We start from the raw sequence: 17,423 nt of genomic DNA, 5'->3' as shown, positions 1-17,423 counted from the left end.
TTAACTCCTTATTTAATAATCTTAGCTATCACACTAGGATAAAGTTCATATTCTAAATGTTTTACACGGTCTTCCAAATCTTCTTTGGTATCGTCCTCTTTAATATCACATTGTCGTTGTTCAATCATTTCTCCCGTATCCATCCCACTATCAACATAATGGACTGTTGAACCAGTGATAGTATCGCCACTATTAAATGCTTGTCCAATCGCATCTTTCCCTTTATATTTTGGCAATAATGATGGGTGGATATTTAAAATTTTACCTTCGTAAGCATCAAGTAAGTCAGGTCCAATTAATCTCATGTAACCAGCTAATATAATCCATTCAACCTCATCACGCTCTAACAATTGAATTAAATGGCGTTCATATTCAGCTTTAGATGCGAAACTCTTTGGCTCATTTACATGAACTGCAACCTTTAATTTTTTAGCACGCTCAATACAATATGCATCGTGATGGTCTGTGTATAATGCAGTAATCTCAATATTATTAAGTTCACCTTTATCGGCACGTTGTACAATATTTTCAAAATTACTACCCGAACCGGAAGCGAAGATAGCTACTTTAGCCACTATTCTACCCCCTCTAAGATAATAGGTGTGTCTTGGTTAGCTATAACGTCACCAATTTTATAAGCTGAGATGCCTTGTTGCTTCAAGATTTCAATTGCTTGTTTAACATCTTTCTGTTCTACGATAACTGTATAGCCAATCCCCATATTAAAGACGTTATACATTTCATCTGTTTGTATTTGTGCTTGTTGTTGTAACCAATCGAATACTTTTGGTGTAGGGAATGATTGTGTATCAATCTTCGCTGTTAACCCTTCAGGTAACCCACGTGGAATATTCTCGTAGAAGCCGCCTCCAGTAATATGGTTCATGCCTTTAATTTGGACAGCCTTTTTCAAAGCAAGAATAGGCTTAACATATAATTGGGTTGGAGCTAAAAATGTCTCTAAATAAGTACGTCCACCGAAAGTGTCATCTAAATTAATACCAGATTCTTTAATCAATTTACGCACGAGGCTGTAACCATTTGAATGGATACCGTTTGAAGCGAGTCCAATGATAGCTTGACCTTCTTCAATAGCAGAGCCATCAATATAGTCTGCTTTCTCAACGGCTCCTACCGCAAATCCAGCTAAGTCGTATTCGCCTTCATGATACATTTCTCCCATTTCAGCTGTTTCTCCACCAATAAGAGCAGTATTGGTTTCTTCACAACCATCACTAATGCCTTTAACAATCTGTTCAATAACTTCTGGAACTACTTTATTAGTAGCAATATAATCTAAGAAATATAATGGTTCAGCACCAGTAGTAAGGATATCGTTAACGCACATGGCAACGGCATCAATGCCAATGGTATCGTGTTTATCATGATCGATAGCGAGTTTTAATTTAGTACCGACGCCATCTGTTCCTGAAACAAGGACTGGTGCAGTCATGTTAAGTTGTGACAAATCAAATGTCGCACCAAAGCCACCTAACCCACCTAATACTTCTTTGCGCATTGTGCGTTGTACGTGACTAGACATTCTTTCAACTGCTTCGTAACCTGCGTGAATATCAACACCTGATTGTTCATAAGCTTTAGACATGGATATTACCCTCTCTATCAAAGTAGTGTTTGTGATTCTTAATATAATCTTTTTGACGTTGGCTTAAATTTTTATAATAATTTTCTTCATAATCAAACAGTCCTGCTGGATAGTCGCCAGTAAAGCTTTCTACGCATAAGCCACTATAAGGCGAGTCATAATCTAACCCGATTGATTCGATAAGACCCTCTACACTTAAGTAGGCTAATGAGTCTGCTCCGATGTAGTCGCAAATTTCTTCTGGTGATTTACTTGCAGAAATGAGTTCTGCAGTGGTGGACACGTCTATACCATAAAAACTTGGGAACATGAATTCTGGTGAAGCGATACGTACGTGAACTTCTCTAGCGCCAGAATCTTTTAACATTCTGACAATACGTTTACTTGTAGTTCCACGTACAATTGAATCATCCACTAAGATAATATTTTTTCCGTCCACGATATCTTTAACAGCAGACAATTTCACGCGTACCCCTTGTTCACGTAATTCTTGTGTCGGTTGTATAAATGTTCGTGCTACATACTGATTTTTTACTAATCCCATTTCATAAGGTAGTTTAATTTCTTCCGCATAGCCACTAGCAGCAGATAAGGAAGAATTAGGAACGCCAATAACCATATCGGCTTTGGCTGGGCTTTCTTGTGCTAATTTTTTACCTGAGGCTTTACGTACGGCGTGAACATTTTTCCCAGCAATAGTAGAGTCAGGTCGTGCAAAGTATATATATTCCATAGCTGAAATAGCTGTATTTGTGTGGCTTGTATACGATTTAACTTCTATTCCATCATTGTTAATAATGACGTATTCACCTGCATGGATATCTTGGACATACTCAGCACCTAAGACGTCGATAGCGCATGTTTCACTTGCTAAGATGTAAGTGCCGTTTTGCATCTTACCAACTACTAATGGACGAATAGCATTAGGATCTACCGCGCCATATAATGCGTCTTTTGTTAAAATCGCAAATGTGAAGCCACCTCTAATTTGGCGCAAGCTTTCTTTTAAGGCTTCTTCAAATGTTGGTGCTTTGCTACGGCGAATTAAGTGCATAATAACTTCAGTATCTGAAGAAGAGTGGAAGATGGCTCCATGTTTTTCTAAATATTGACGTAATGATTTAGCATTAATTAAGTTTCCATTATGACAAATGGCAACACTCATATCATAAAAATGATAAAGGAATGGTTGAATATTCTCGATGCCTTTATTACCTGAAGTCGCGTAACGCACATGTCCAATAGCGTTATGACCACTTTTAAGACGTTCCATTTGAACTTCTTTAATTGCTTCAGTCAATAATCCAAGACCACGTTCTCCTTTTAATGTTTCACCGTCTGACACGACAATACCCGCGCCTTCTTGGCCACGATGTTGTAAGCTATGAAGTCCCATATAAGTGAGTTGGGCTGCTTCAGCGTGATTCCATATTCCAAAAACGCCACATTCTTCGTTTAATCCACTGTAGTCAAACATTGCGCAATTGCTCCTTCCCAATGTTCTTTAATGTCTGAGACTTTTTCAGTAATAGTAGTTTGAGCATTGGTAACTTTAAACTCATCGACGTCTGTTAATTGACCAATTTCAATCGCGTTATCGATATCTAAAGTTCGTCCTTCTTTCACCGCGATTATATAACGTCCTTGCGTCTCACTGAATAGTTGAGCATTTGAAAGGTTTAATTGAGCTTCTATACCAAGGCTATAGTGCGCACTAATACGTGCTAATGTGATTAATAAACCGCCTTTACCTACTGTTTGTACATGTGAAGCTACGCCATTTCTGATAGCTGCTTTAACCGCTTCACCTTTAGCAACTTCATCACTTAAATCAATCGCTTCAAACTCATGGTTCACATTGTTATATAATAATTTCTCTATTTGACTTCCTCCAAAGTCATCTCTAGTTTCGCCAACTAAATATAACTTATGGCCTGCTTTAGGGTGGAAATCATTTAAATAATTAATATCTTCAATTAGTCCTACCATGCCGACAACTGGCGTTGGGAAGATTGATGTGCCACGTGTTTCGTTATAGAGTGAAACGTTACCTGAAACTACTGGTGTTTTAAGTACTTCGCATGCTTCTGACATTCCTTTAGTCGAATCAATTAACTGTTGATAAATTTCTTTTTTCTCTGGAGAACCATAGTTTAAGCAGTCAGTCATCGCAAGTGGTGTAGCACCTACTGCTATAAGATTACGATAGGCTTCAGCAACGACCATTTTTCCACCTTCGTATGGTTGGTTATAAACGTAACGTGCTTCACCATCAATAGTAGAGGCAATCGCTTTGTTTGTACCTTCAACACGTACGACTGATGATTGTAAACCTGGTTTAATTATCGTATTTGCACCCACTTGTTGATCGTATTGTTCATATAGATAGTGTTTAGAAGCAATTGTTGGGTGGGCTAATAACTTTTCAAACACATCTTGAACATTAATAGATAAGTAGTCATTCTTAGAAGTATTGTATTCTTTATCTTCGCCTTCAAGCACATAGACTGGGGCTTCATCTGCTAAAGATTGTACTGGAATATCCGCAAACACTTCGCCTTCATATTTAAGAACGAAGCGGTCAGTATTCGTAACTTCACCAATCACGGCACTATCTAATTCGTGTTTTTCAAATAAGTCTAGGAATTTTTGCTCAGTCCCTTTTTCAACAACGAGTAACATTCTTTCTTGTGTTTCAGAAAGCATCATTTCATATGGAGAGATGCCTGGCTCACGTGTTGGAACTTGATCTAAATGTAAGACAAGTCCACTACCACCTTTAGCGGCCATTTCTGATGAAGACGATGTTAAACCTGCAGCACCCATATCTTGAATACCAACTAATTCTTCAAAAGTAATTGCTTCTAAAGTAGCCTCCATTAATTTCTTACCAACAAATGGGTCACCAATTTGAACTGATGGACGTTTACTTTCACTTTCTTCCGTTAATTCTTCTGAAGCAAAGGTTGCACCATGGATACCGTCACGGCCTGTTTTTAATCCTACGTAGATAACTGAGTTACCTTCACCTTTCGCCGTACCTTTTTGAATCATATCGTAATCAATAACACCTACACACATTGCATTAACTAATGGATTACCGTCATAACAATCATCAAATTCAATCTCACCTGCAGTGGTTGGAATACCGATACAGTTGCCATAGCCACCGATACCACGGACGACGCCTCTAAGTAAACGTTGATTTTGTTTTTTTGATAATTCACCAAAGCGAAGACTATTTAATAAGTTGATAGGTCTTGCCCCGATTGAAACGATATCTCTAATAATGCCACCTACACCAGTTGCAGCACCTTGATAAGGTTCGATTGCAGAAGGATGATTATGTGATTCTACTTTAAATACAACGGCTTGTTCATCACCAATATCAACTACACCTGCACCTTCACCTGGGCCCATTAAGACGTGTTCGCCAGTTGTAGGAAATTGCTTTAAGAAAGGTTTAGAATGTTTATAAGAACAGTGCTCGCTCCACATTACTGAGAAGATACCGACTTCTGTAAAGTTAGGTTCTCTTCCTAAAATCGTACATACTTTCTTATATTCTGCATCGCTTAAACCCATATCTTGATATAATTTTTCAAGTTTAATTTCTTCAATACTAGGTTCGATAAACTTAGACATTTTGTTCCCTCCAACTATTAACCATTGCTTCGAATAATTTCACGCCGCTATCTGTACCAAGAATTGTTTCAAGTGCTCTTTCAGGATGAGGCATCATGCCACACACATTACCTTCTTTGTTTACAATACCAGCAATATGTTCATGTGAGCCGTTCGGATTATCTTCATACGTTAAAATAATTTGGTTATTTTCAACTAACTCGTTATAAATTTCGTCAGTACAGTAGTAATGACCTTCGCCATGTGCCACTGGATAGATAACTATTTCATTTTCTCCATATAAATTAGTAAAAGGAGTTTGATTATTGGCAATTTTTAGACTTTCATTTCTGCTAATAAATAAATGCGTATCGTTATGAAGTAAAGCGCCTGGTAACAATCCTATTTCTGTTAAAATTTGGAATCCATTACATACGCCCAATACTGGTTTACCTTCCTTAGCAAGACGTTTCACTTCGTTAATAATCGGAGCTACGCTTGCCATTGCACCTGAACGTAAGTAATCTCCAAATGAGAAACCACCTGGAATTAACACACCATCGAAACCTTCTAAAGACGTTTCTCGATAATCTACATACTCTGCGTCAGCACCTGATTTAATTGCTGCATTATACATATCCCTATCGCAATTGGAACCTGGAAATACGAGAACTGCAAATTTCATTTTATGCATTCTCCTTTTCATCAACGATTTTATAACTATATTCTTCAATAACTGTATTTGCGAATAATTTTTCACTTAGTGTAGTCACAATGTTGTTAACCGCTTCGTCTGTTGGTTCGTCTACCGTCATATACAGCACCTTTCCAACACGAATATCATTCACTTGTTTATAGCCTAAGTCATGTACGGCACGGTTTAACGCTTGTCCTTGAGTATCTAACACCTGTGGTTGTAAAGTGATGTGTAATTCAATCGTTTTCATTATTTAAGATCCTCCAATTTATTTAAAAATGTTTGATATGTGTCTATAAGTGAACCAGTATCATTTCTGTAGACGTCTTTATCGAAGTTAGTATCTGAATATTTATCCCAAATACGACATGTATCAGGTGAAATTTCATCTGCTAATAAGATTTTGCCATCTTGTGTTTTACCAAATTCAACTTTAAAATCAACTAATCGTAATTCCATTTCATCCATTAATTGAGTCAACACTCGATTAATATCTTTAGCCATTGATTTTAATGTTTCTATCTCTTCATCATTAGCAATATGCAAAAGTTTGATATGATCGTCAGTAATTAACGGGTCATTTAAATCGTCATTTTTATAGAAGAATTCTACTAGTGGTTCTTCAAATTGTTTGCCCTTTTCAAGACCTAAGCGTTTTGTAATTGAACCGGTAGCAATATTTCTAACTACAACCTCTAATGGAATAATCTTCACTTCTTCAACTAATTGTTCTGTTTCAGAAAGTTGTTTAACAAAATGACTATCTATGTCATTTTTAGCTAAGTAATCAAATATTATGGATGTGATTTGATTATTTAATCGCCCTTTACCTTCCATTTTATCTTTTTTAGCACCGTTGCCTGCAGTCACTTCATCTTTATATTCAACTCTTAATTGGTGTGGTGTATCAGTTGAAAAGATTCTTTTAGCTTTACCTTCATATAATAGAGACATTGATTATTCTCTCCCTTCAAATTGCTTAAGCATTTCATCTTCAGTTGCATTAACATCGTCAGTTAAAATCGTCATATGACCCATTTTGCGATCAGGCTTGCGCTCAGGTTTACCGTATATGTGGACATGCCATTCAGGGTGGTCACTAAACTGTTCTTCTAATAAATCTAAATCTCGTCCAAGCAGATTCATCATAACGGCTGGCTTTAATATTTCAATTGAGCTAGGCAATGTTTGACCAGTTACCGCAAGAATATGTGTATCGAATTGAGAATAATCACAAGCTTCTATTGAATAATGACCAGAATTATGAGGTCTTGGTGCAATTTCATTCACATATAAGTGATTAGATTTATCAATGAAGAATTCTACTGTAAATGTGCCTACAAAGTGGACCTTCTCAATGATTTTATTCACTTCTTCTCTTGCTTCTTCTTCCTTGTCACTTCTAGCAGGAACAATCGTTTTAAATAAGATTTGATTGCGATGTTCGTTTTCTTGTAGTGGGAAATAAGTAATTTGATTATGATTACCAATCGTCACTGTTAAAGAAACTTCTTTATCAATATCAAGATAGCGTTCTGCTACGCATTCTTGATGTGCGATAAGTTCTTTAGCTTCGTCAATTAAAGTTTCATCTTTAACTAAGATTTGTCCTTTACCATCATAGCCACCAAAGCGTGTTTTAATAATAAAAGGATAACCAAGTTGATGAATAGCTTGATGTAAATCGTCTTCATTTTGCACTGATAAAAATGGAACGATTTTAGAACCTGCTTGTTCTAATGTTTGTTTTTCAGTAAGACGATCTTGCAATAATTGAATCGCTTGATAACCTTGAGGAATATTATATTGTTGCGTTAAAAGTTCCAGTTGAGTTGCCGAAATGTTTTCAAATTCATACGTAATTACATCTGACTTTTCGCCAAGTTCTTGAAGTGCATGTTCATCGTCATAGTTAGCAACGATAAAGTCATGTGCTACTGGTCTACATGGACTATCAGGGTTAGGATCTAAACATATTACTTTAAACCCCATTTTCTGAGCGGATTGTGCCATCATCTTACCTAATTGACCTCCGCCAATAATACCTACTGTGTCACCGAACTTTAGCTTATTGAAGTTCATTTTGCATTTCACCTACTTTATCTGAAAGTGATTGTTCATAATATTCTAAATTTTTACGAACTGATTCATTACTTATGCTTAAAATTCTAGCCGCTAGAATGCCTGCGTTTTTAGCTCCTGCCGTACCAATCGCAGTTGTTGCAACCGGGATACCACCAGGCATTTGAACAATTGATAATAATGAATCTAGTCCTTTTAAGCTTTTAGATTCAATTGGAACACCAATCACAGGTAAAGTTGTCAATGAAGCTACCATACCAGGTAAATGTGCTGCACCACCTGCTCCAGCAATAATAACATCATACCCATTAGCATGAGCTTCGCTTGCAAAGTCGAACATTAATTTTGGCGTACGATGTGCCGACACGACTTTCTTATCGTACGGAATTTCGAATTGTTCTAACATCTTGCAACTCTCTTGCATTATCTTCCAGTCTGAGGAACTGCCCATAATGACCGCTACTTTCACTTTGTACACCCTTTCAAAAGTTTGAAATTTAGATACGATTAGTTGTATATTACAGATATAGCATAACAATCCTTAAAAGCTTTTTCAATTAAAAATCGAACTTTATCGATAATTTTTAATCTAATTTACGTCTTTTGGTAAATAATTGACGTGTTGAAAGGTTTAAAGTTAAGCTATAGTTATGAGTTAAACAAACAAGGAGGAATTTTTTGTGGTTGCAAAAATTTTAGATGGGAAACAAATTTCTAAGGACTACAGACAAGGATTACAAGATCAAGTTGAGTCTTTAAAAGAAAAAGGTTATACACCTAAATTATCTGTTATTTTAGTCGGTAACGATGGCGCTAGCCAAAGTTACGTTAACTCTAAAAAGAAAGCTGCTGAAAAAATCGGCATGATTTCTGAAATTGTACATTTAGATGAAGACACTTCAGAAGAAGATGTATTAAAAGAATTAGAACGTTTAAATAATGATGATTCAGTTAGTGGTATTCTCGTTCAAGTCCCACTTCCTAAACAAGTAAGTGAACAAAAAATCTTAGAAGCTATCAATCCTGAAAAAGATGTTGACGGTTTCCATCCTTCAAATATCGGTAAATTATATATTGATGAACAAACTTTTGTTCCATGTACACCATTAGGTATTATGGAAATCTTAAAACATGCTGATATTGATCTAGAAGGGAAAAATGCTGTAGTTATTGGACGTAGCCATATTGTTGGTCAACCAGTATCTAAATTATTATTACAAGCCAATGCTACTGTTACTATTTTACATTCACGTACAAAAGATATGCACAGTCATTTAAAAGATGCTGATGTTATTGTCAGTGCAGTAGGACAACCTGGTCTTGTTACTAAAGACGATGTTAAAGAAGGCGCAGTTATCGTAGACGTTGGTAATACTCCAGATGAAAATGGTAAATTAAAAGGCGACGTTGAATATGACGAAGTAAAAGAAGTTGCTGGCGCTATTACTCCAGTTCCAGGTGGCGTAGGCCCATTAACTATTACAATGGTCTTAAACAATACGTTATTAGCTGAAAAAATGCGTCGTGGAATCGAATAATTGATTAATTATCAATAACAATTCGAATTTTAGAATTTAAATTTAAAAAAAGTCTAGGACATAAATCTCAGAACAATAGCGTAGAGGTAATTCATGATTGAATCACCTCTACGCTTCTCTTTTTATCAATACTTCGTATTGTTTGGCTCGCATTTCCTAGGGGATGTGTCGAGCCTCGGTCTCGACACTCATCCTATTCCCTCAGGAGTCTCGCCAACAATACTACGTTATTTACATGTGATTTTACATTAAAATACTTTAATAAAATAATATATTTTCTTATAATTTAATAAATACTAATAAACTAAATTAACGTACTTTTATATACAAAGTTTTAGTATAACTTGACTAGAAGCTTTTATTTTAAACCCTATAATAGATTTATATCATGCTACGTTAATGAAATTATAGAAACAGCGCCTAAAAAACCCGAGACATAAACATCTCGGGTTCTTTTTACATAACTTACACTTTAAAACATATTATATTTATATTGTGAGTATAGGTACATCAAATGCGCCTATTTACTTTAACTGTTTATAATCAGTTGTTTTAAACTGCTACGCTTAATTTAGGTACAAATGTTTCGTAATGAATATGGCTTTGGTCAATATCCATTTCTTTAAGTACTTCAATAACTGATTGTAAGAATTTTGCTCCGCCACAAACATATATTTCAGTATCATTTTTAATGAATTCTGCTAGATACTCTTTTGTTAAGTAGCCATTAGCTTCTCTGTCATATAATTTGTAGTCAGAGTTATTATTTTTTTGGTTAATTTCTTTTAAGTGTGAAGTAAATGGTGTGTCATTCACATCTCCTGTAACTTGGATGAATTGTGCAGTACTTCCTGCTTCTGTTGCTTCATTAAACATTGATACAAGAGGAGTGACACCTATTCCAGCACCGATGAATAATTGAGGATGTTCTAGATTGGCCACGCCAAATGGACCTACTGGAGCAGATAAGTTGATATCGTCTCCTTCATTCAACTCATCATGTAAAATAGTTGATACTTCACCTTCGTGATCAGTAGTTACATCTCTTTTAACAGCGAATGTAAGATGTGTTTTATCGCCACTTACGATTGAATAGTGTCGTTTAGCACGATATGGCATTTTCTCACTACTTACGTCTACAGTAATATATTCACCTGGTGTGAATTGGCTTAAATCATATTTATCTGAAGTAACCGTAAATGCTTTGATATCTGAAGATAATTTTTCAATTTTTTCAATTTTAAAAGCTTGGAAACCGTCCCATAGCATATTGCTATAAATATCTTTTTCTACTTGAATAAATACATCAGCAATTTCTTGATAAGCTTTTTTCCAAGTTTGAATAATTGGATGATCGTCTTCTAGACCTACTACCGCTTTAATTGCTTCGATTAAGTTTTCCCCCACTATGTCATAGCCAGCTGGTGGTACTTGTAATGCACAGTGTTTATAAGCAATTTCTTTAACTACTGGTAAGATATTACCAAGATTATCAATATTTACAGCTGCTGCTAACACACTTTGTGCTAAAGCAGTTGACTGAAACCCTTTTTGTTGGTTTGTTTGGTTAAACATATTTTTTAATTCTGGATGTTGTTGAAACATTCTTCTATAAAAATAAGACGTAATTTCAGTCCCTTTTTCCTGTAATACTGGCACTGTTTCTTTAATTATGCCTTTTTCTTGTTCATTTAACACTTAAACCACTCCCGTTAGTTGTAATTTTCAAATTAACTACTATTTCATTATAATATCTCATTAAATAACTAGATACATTTTGTTAAAAAATTCACAAAAAGTTCAATTTACATAATCTTAATATATATTTTTCTTTATATCATTTAACTTTCTGAAGTTATACGATATATTAGGACTATAGTATGATGTATAAATTTTAAGAATAAAGTATAGTTTAATTAAACGATTTAACGATTTAAATTTACGGAGGTTAACGTAATGAATAAACTAATACAGTCTCTTTCAGCGCTCGGAGTCTCCGCAACTCTTGTTACCCCTAACTTAAGTGCAGAAGCTACATCTAACCACACTCCTGAACTTAAAGGTGTAAATGACATTGTGATAGAAAAAGGTCAAAACTACAATTTATTAAATGGAATTAGTGCATTCGATAAAGAAGATGGCGATTTAACACATAAAATTACTGTTGATGGACACGTGGACACATCTAAAGTTGGTAAATATGAAGTTAAATATAACGTTATTGATTCAGATGGAGCTAAAGAAACTTCTACTCGATACATAGAAGTCAAATAGAATAACTTTTTAAAGAGGCTGAGCCATTAATATAAATAATGGTTTAGCCTTTAGTTATGGCAGTAGTTGTCTGAAATGAAGATGCGTTCGAGCCTCACTTCCTTCATTTCTAGTCAACCTTGCCGGGGGGGACTACGAAATCTTAGAAATTGCATTAGATTTCTGTCCCGCTCCCTAGATTTCTATCACACTTCCTAATTTTCTGTCACACTCCTTAGATTTCTGTCCCACTCCCTTTTTTGCTTTCAAACCCCTTGAAAACAGTGAAAATGATAACGTTTCTCAACTATATGCTTATCACCTTTAATTTTGACATTTTTCACAAAATAGACACATAATCTTAACAAATCTTACACCCCCCGTCATTCCTATTGTCATTAGTTTTTTCCTATTTATTAATATAATTTTTTTCGATAAGTACTTGTAAATATCGCGTAATAAACTAAAATTAGTGATAAGCCCTACATTTGTAGTATTAGGAGGTCAAAAAAGTGTCAAAATTCAAGTCTTTGCTTCTTATGTTCGGCACACTAATTTTACTTAGTGGTTGTTCTAACGTAGAAGTATTCAATGCAAAAGGGCCAGTAGCAAGCAGTCAGAAGTTCTTGATTATCTATTCAATCATCTTCATGCTTGTTATTGTTGCTGTTGTACTTACTATGTTCGCTATTTTTATTTTCAAGTATAGCTACAATAAAAACAGTGAATCTGGTAAGATGCACCACAATTCTTTAATAGAAACTATTTGGTTTGTGGTACCAATCATCATCGTTATCGCTTTAGCTATTCCAACAGTTAAAACGTTATACGATTATGAAAAACCGCCTGAAAGTAAAGAAGATCCACTCGTTGTCTACGCAGTAAGTGCTGGGTACAAATGGTTCTTCGCTTATCCAGATAAAAAAATTGAAACAGTTAATACTTTAACTATTCCAAAAAATCGTCCAGTTGTATTTAAATTACAATCTATGGATACGATGACAAGTTTCTGGATTCCTCAATTAGGTGGTCAAAAATATGCCATGACTGGCATGACAATGAATTGGACATTACAAGCCAATGAAACTGGTACTTTCAGAGGTCGTAACTCTAACTTCAATGGTGAAGGTTTTGCTCGCCAAACATTTAAAGTTAACTCTGTAAGTGACAGTGATTTCAAATCTTGGGTTAAAGATGCTAAAAGTAAAAAAACTATTAGCCAAGACGAGTTTGATAAACAACTCTTACCAAGTACACCAAATAAAGAATTAACATTTAGTGGTACACACATGGCATTCGTTGACCCTGCAGCTGATCCAGAGTATATCTTCTACGCTTACAAACGTTACAATTATGTTCAAAAAGATCCTAACTTTGTAGCTGAAAAAGATTTATACAAAGATGTTACTGATAAACCTCAGAAACCAGCTCGTAAGGTTCACATTACTAACGCTAACTACGAGCGTCACGGTATGAAGCCAATGATTTTAGGCAACAACGATCCTTACAACAATGAATTCAAGAAAGAAGAAAAACACAATTCTGAGGAAATGCAAAAAATCAGTAAAGAAGCAAAAGACGAAAATGCGTCTAAGCTTCAAAGCAAAGCAAATAATGATCATGGAGGTGGACATTAATGAATTTTCCATGGGATCAATTGCTCGTTAAGGGTAACTGGATGATAACAGCATCTCAAATTGCTGCTCCATTCTTAGTTATCGGCCTTATCGCAGTAATTTCTTATTTCAAATTATGGAAATATCTTTATAAAGAATGGTTCACATCCGTAGACCATAAAAAAATCGGTTTAATGTACTTAATTTGTGCGGTACTAATGTTCGTCCGTGGTGGTATCGATGCATTAATGCTTCGTACTCAATTATCTATTCCAGATAATACATTCTTAGAAGCAAACCACTATAACGAAGTATTTAGTACACACGGCGTTATCATGATTATCTTTATGGCTATGCCTTTCGTTTTTGGTTTATGGAACGTAGTTATTCCATTACAAATTGGGGCTCGAGATGTGGCATTCCCAGTAATGAATAACATTAGCTTCTGGTTATTCTTTGTTGGTATGGTTTTATTCAACCTATCATTCATCATAGGTGGATCACCAGCAGCTGGTTGGACAAACTATGCACCATTAGCTGGTGAATTTAGTCCTGGACCAGGAGTTAACTATTACTTAGTCGCAATTCAGATTTCCGGTATTGGTACCTTAATGACTGGTATCAACTTCTTTGTAACAATACTTAGATGTAAAACACCGACAATGAAATTTATGCAAATGCCAATGTTTACTGTAACAACATTTATTACGACTTTAATCGTAATTCTTGCATTCCCAGTATTCACAGTTGTTCTTGCTTTAATGACAGCTGATAGAGTATTCGGAACTCATTTCTTTACAGTAGCAGACGGCGGTATGCCAATGTTATGGGCAAACTTCTTCTGGGTATGGGGGCACCCTGAAGTATATATCGTTATCTTGCCTGCATTTGGTATTTATTCAGAAATTATTCCAACATTTGCTCGTAAACGTCTATTCGGACACCAAAGTATGGTATGGGCAACTGCTGGTATCGCATTCTTAAGTTTCTTAGTTTGGGTTCACCATTTCTTCACAATGGGTAATGGTGCATTAATTAACTCATTCTTCTCTATCTCAACTATGTTAATCGGTGTTCCTACCGGAGTTAAATTATTTAACTGGTTATTAACATTGTACAAAGGGCGTATTACTTTCGAGTCACCTATGCTATTCTCATTAGCCTTTATCCCTAACTTCCTATTAGGTGGGGTTACAGGTGTCATGTTAGCGATGGCATCAGCTGACTATCAATATCACAACACTTATTTCTTAGTAGCTCACTTCCACTACACATTGGTTACTGGTGTAGTATTTGCCTGTCTAGCAGGTTTAATCTTCTGGTATCCTAAGATGATGGGTTACAAGTTAAATGAAAAATTAAACGCTTGGTGTTTCTGGTTATTCATGATCGGATTTAACGTATGTTTCTTACCACAATTCGTTCTTGGATTAGACGGTATGCCACGTCGTTTATACACTTACATGCCATCAGATGGTTGGTGGTTACTAAACGTTATCTCAACTATCGGTGCATTATTAATGGGACTTGGCTTCCTATTCTTAGTAGCAAGCATTGTTTACAGTCATATCAAAGCTCCACGTGAAGCTACTGGAGATAACTGGGATGGCTTAGGACGTACTTTAGAGTGGTCAACTGCTTCAGCAATTCCACCTAAATACAACTTCGCTATTACACCAGATTGGAATGACTACGACACATTTGTTGATATGAAAGAACATGGTCGTCACTTCTTAGACAACCACAATTACAAAGACATTCATATGCCTAACAATACACACACTGGTGTGTTCATGGGTATATTCATGTTACTTGGTGGTTTCTTCTTAATCTTTGAATCAATTATTCCATTCTTAGTTTGCCTAGCCGGCATCTTTGGATCATTAATTTATCAAAGTTTCGTTCAAGATCATGGTTATCATATCCCTGCTTCTGAAGTTGCTGAAAATGAAGCTCGTTTAAGAGAAGCTCGTATTAAAGAAAGGGAGGCTGTAAGTCATGAGTCATGATACAAATACTGTTGATTCACGTACGCATGAAGGTCAATTAAATAAACTTGGCTTTTGGATTTTCCTTACAGCCGAATTTGCGTTATTCGGTACCCTGTTCGCAACGTTATTAACGTTGCAACATGGTGGCGACTACGCTGGCAAAATGACTACAGAATTATTCGAGTTACCACTTGTTTTAATTATGACATTTGCCTTATTAATTAGTTCTTACACTTGTGGTATTGCAATTTACTACATGCGTAAAGAAAAACAAAACTTAATGATGATTTGGATGATTCTTACAGTTCTTTTAGGTTTAGTGTTCGTAGGATTCGAAATTTACGAGTTCGCACACTATGCATCTGAAGGCGTAACACCTAAAATTGGATCTTATTGGTCTAGTTTCTTCATCCTATTAGGTACTCACGGTGCCCACGTATCATTAGGTATTGTATGGATTATTTGTTTATTAATCCAAGTTGCAACACGTGGATTAAATAAATTTAATGCTCCAAAATTATTTATTGTTAGCTTATACTGGCACTTCTTAGATGTTGTTTGGATCTTCATCTTCACTGCCGTATATATGATAGGGATGGTGTATAGCGGATGAATACAATCGTAAAACATACAGTTGGCTTTATTGCCTCAATCGTCTTGACGCTATTAGCAGTTTTCGTAACTCTATATACAAACATGACATTCCAAGCTAAAACAACAATTATTTTTGGTTTTGCATTCATTCAAGCTGCAGTTCAATTATTAATGTTCATGCACTTAACTGAAGGTAAAGATGGTCGCTTACAATCATTCAAAGTTATTTTCGCGATTATCATCACTTTAATAACTGTTATCGGTACTTATTGGGTTATGCAAGGTGGACACTCTCACCACTTATAATTCAATAAAGACCTTAATCAAAAAACCTGCATTGAAACTGAGTTCAGTTTCATGTAGGTTTTTTATTTTGCTATTATAGTGATATAAACTGTAAACTAATCAAGCTTTCACTCTTAAAGGAGGATATTAAATGACTTTACCTATTATAATTGATACCGATCCTGGCATTGACGATGCAGCTGCGCTTAGCGTAGCCCTCAATCATCCCTACTTTGATGTGCGTATGATATCAACTGTTAATGGTAATGTTGATATTGATAAAACCACAGCAAACGCTTTGAAATTAAAGGCTTTCTTTAATAGCGACGTCCCTGTGCATAAAGGCGCCTCTAAGCCATTACTTTCTCCTATAAAAGGAGCTAGCCATGTGCATGGAGAAAGTGGCATGGATGGTTATGACTTCCCTTCCGTTTCTAATGACCATTTATCTTCATCTCATGCTATAGAAGCCATGCGTGACACCTTGATTAATGCTGAAAAACCTATAACCATAATTGCTTTAGGCCCTTTAACTAATCTCGCTCTACTTCTAAACACTTATCCTGAAACCAAACAGTACATTAAAGACATTATTTTAATGGGTGGCAGTACAGGCCGTGGAAATGTTACACCGCTTGCAGAATTTAACTTTTATTGTGATCCAGAAGCAGCTCATATTGTTTTTAACTCTGGACTATCTATCACGATGATTAGCTTAGATTTAGCTCGTCAATCATTATTAACCCATGATTTTCTTGCAACTTTTGAAAATATGAATGACACAAGTGCAATGTTATTTCAAATTTTCCAACATTATCGAGAAGAAGATTTTGACAAGGGCCTGAAATTATATGATGTGTTTACAATGTTATATCTTCTAGAGCCTACAAGTTACGAAGTTAAAGAAGCTAAAGTTCAAATCGAATTACAAGGTAGCTTAACACGTGGTGCTTCGGTAGTTGATTTCAAGTCTAATTCGCCAAATTGTAATGTGGTGATGGCTAGTTTAAATGATAATTATAAAAATGTATTTTTAGAGTCATTAAGAGAACGATAACTAAATTAATATACAAAAAAGTCGAGGCTAGAACATGTACGTTTACGCTCTGTAAAGGTAGTTAAATATGTTCTAATCTC

The 17,423-nt window shown here is 35.5% G+C and carries 17 protein-coding genes; 7 read left to right on the top strand and 10 right to left on the bottom strand.

What is annotated here, in order from left to right:
- Positions 1-8: 8 nt before the first annotated feature.
- The 9 genes from purN to purE are packed head-to-tail and all read right to left on the bottom strand — an operon-like array spanning position 9 to position 8,478.
- Entirely contained in the window at positions 9-575 is a 567-nt protein-coding gene (gene purN / locus HS848_RS02550; RefSeq protein WP_198611147.1) for a phosphoribosylglycinamide formyltransferase, read from the bottom strand.
- Positions 575-1,606, bottom strand: coding sequence for a phosphoribosylformylglycinamidine cyclo-ligase (gene purM, locus HS848_RS02545; protein ID WP_198611146.1), 1,032 nt, complete (start codon positions 1,604-1,606; stop codon positions 575-577). Before purM ends, purN begins: the two co-directional genes overlap by 1 nt.
- Positions 1,599-3,083, bottom strand: a complete 1,485-nt coding sequence (gene purF / locus HS848_RS02540) for an amidophosphoribosyltransferase (protein ID WP_198611145.1) — start codon at positions 3,081-3,083, stop codon at positions 1,599-1,601. The genes purM and purF overlap by 8 nt, the downstream gene beginning before the upstream one ends.
- On the bottom strand, positions 3,062-5,251 hold the full coding sequence (gene purL / locus HS848_RS02535) for a phosphoribosylformylglycinamidine synthase subunit PurL (protein WP_198611144.1): 2,190 nt from the start codon (positions 5,249-5,251) through the stop codon (positions 3,062-3,064). The genes purF and purL overlap by 22 nt, the downstream gene beginning before the upstream one ends.
- Positions 5,244-5,915, bottom strand: coding sequence for a phosphoribosylformylglycinamidine synthase subunit PurQ (gene purQ / locus HS848_RS02530; protein WP_103166757.1), 672 nt, complete (start codon positions 5,913-5,915; stop codon positions 5,244-5,246). The genes purL and purQ overlap by 8 nt, the downstream gene beginning before the upstream one ends.
- Before the next feature lies 1 nt (position 5,916).
- On the bottom strand, positions 5,917-6,177 hold the full coding sequence (gene purS, locus HS848_RS02525; RefSeq protein WP_103166758.1) for a phosphoribosylformylglycinamidine synthase subunit PurS: 261 nt from the start codon (positions 6,175-6,177) through the stop codon (positions 5,917-5,919).
- A complete protein-coding gene (purC, locus tag HS848_RS02520) occupies positions 6,177-6,881 on the bottom strand; it encodes a phosphoribosylaminoimidazolesuccinocarboxamide synthase (RefSeq protein WP_107506852.1) in 705 nt (234 codons plus the stop codon). The genes purS and purC overlap by 1 nt, the downstream gene beginning before the upstream one ends.
- 3 nt (positions 6,882-6,884) lie before the next feature.
- Positions 6,885-8,009, bottom strand: a complete 1,125-nt coding sequence (purK, locus tag HS848_RS02515; RefSeq protein WP_198611143.1) for a 5-(carboxyamino)imidazole ribonucleotide synthase — start codon at positions 8,007-8,009, stop codon at positions 6,885-6,887.
- The gene (gene purE / locus HS848_RS02510) at positions 7,996-8,478 is read right to left on the bottom strand and encodes a 5-(carboxyamino)imidazole ribonucleotide mutase (RefSeq protein WP_107506854.1); all 483 of its coding nucleotides are present in this window, start codon (positions 8,476-8,478) and stop codon (positions 7,996-7,998) included. Before purE ends, purK begins: the two co-directional genes overlap by 14 nt.
- Before the next feature lie 211 nt (positions 8,479-8,689).
- On the opposite strand from purE, the gene folD reads away from it, so the two are divergent.
- A complete protein-coding gene (gene folD, locus HS848_RS02505; protein ID WP_198611142.1) occupies positions 8,690-9,547 on the top strand; it encodes a bifunctional methylenetetrahydrofolate dehydrogenase/methenyltetrahydrofolate cyclohydrolase FolD in 858 nt (285 codons plus the stop codon).
- A 552-nt stretch (positions 9,548-10,099) separates the two neighbouring features.
- Here the strand turns inward: folD and HS848_RS02500 are convergent.
- Complete coding sequence (locus tag HS848_RS02500) at positions 10,100-11,245, bottom strand: globin domain-containing protein (protein WP_198611141.1); 1,146 nt, start codon at positions 11,243-11,245, stop codon at positions 10,100-10,102.
- Between the two features lie 258 nt (positions 11,246-11,503).
- On the opposite strand from HS848_RS02500, the gene HS848_RS02495 reads away from it, so the two are divergent.
- The 6 genes from HS848_RS02495 (at position 11,504) to rihC (ending at position 17,343) form a co-directional block, all read left to right on the top strand.
- Positions 11,504-11,821 carry a DUF5011 domain-containing protein gene (locus tag HS848_RS02495; protein ID WP_107506857.1) on the top strand — a complete coding sequence of 106 codons (318 nt, stop codon included), beginning with the start codon at positions 11,504-11,506 and terminating at the stop codon, positions 11,819-11,821.
- A 491-nt stretch (positions 11,822-12,312) separates the two neighbouring features.
- Positions 12,313-13,437 carry a cytochrome aa3 quinol oxidase subunit II gene (gene qoxA, locus HS848_RS02490; protein WP_198611140.1) on the top strand — a complete coding sequence of 375 codons (1,125 nt, stop codon included), beginning with the start codon at positions 12,313-12,315 and terminating at the stop codon, positions 13,435-13,437.
- The gene (gene qoxB / locus HS848_RS02485) at positions 13,437-15,425 is read left to right on the top strand and encodes a cytochrome aa3 quinol oxidase subunit I (RefSeq protein ID WP_107506859.1); all 1,989 of its coding nucleotides are present in this window, start codon (positions 13,437-13,439) and stop codon (positions 15,423-15,425) included. The genes qoxA and qoxB overlap by 1 nt, the downstream gene beginning before the upstream one ends.
- Entirely contained in the window at positions 15,415-16,020 is a 606-nt protein-coding gene (gene qoxC / locus HS848_RS02480) for a cytochrome aa3 quinol oxidase subunit III (RefSeq protein WP_107506860.1), read from the top strand. The genes qoxB and qoxC overlap by 11 nt, the downstream gene beginning before the upstream one ends.
- Complete coding sequence (qoxD, locus tag HS848_RS02475) at positions 16,017-16,307, top strand: cytochrome aa3 quinol oxidase subunit IV (protein ID WP_103166768.1); 291 nt, start codon at positions 16,017-16,019, stop codon at positions 16,305-16,307. The genes qoxC and qoxD overlap by 4 nt, the downstream gene beginning before the upstream one ends.
- Positions 16,308-16,437: 130 nt before the next feature.
- Complete coding sequence (rihC, locus tag HS848_RS02470; RefSeq protein WP_198611139.1) at positions 16,438-17,343, top strand: ribonucleoside hydrolase RihC; 906 nt, start codon at positions 16,438-16,440, stop codon at positions 17,341-17,343.
- Positions 17,344-17,423: the final 80 nt, after the last annotated feature.

This window comes from Staphylococcus caledonicus, from assembly GCF_016238465.1.
Lineage (GTDB): Bacteria > Bacillota > Bacilli > Staphylococcales > Staphylococcaceae > Staphylococcus > Staphylococcus caledonicus.
The sequence above is the reverse complement of the archived record's forward strand: the minus strand, read 5'-3'. Positions and strand labels throughout refer to the sequence as shown.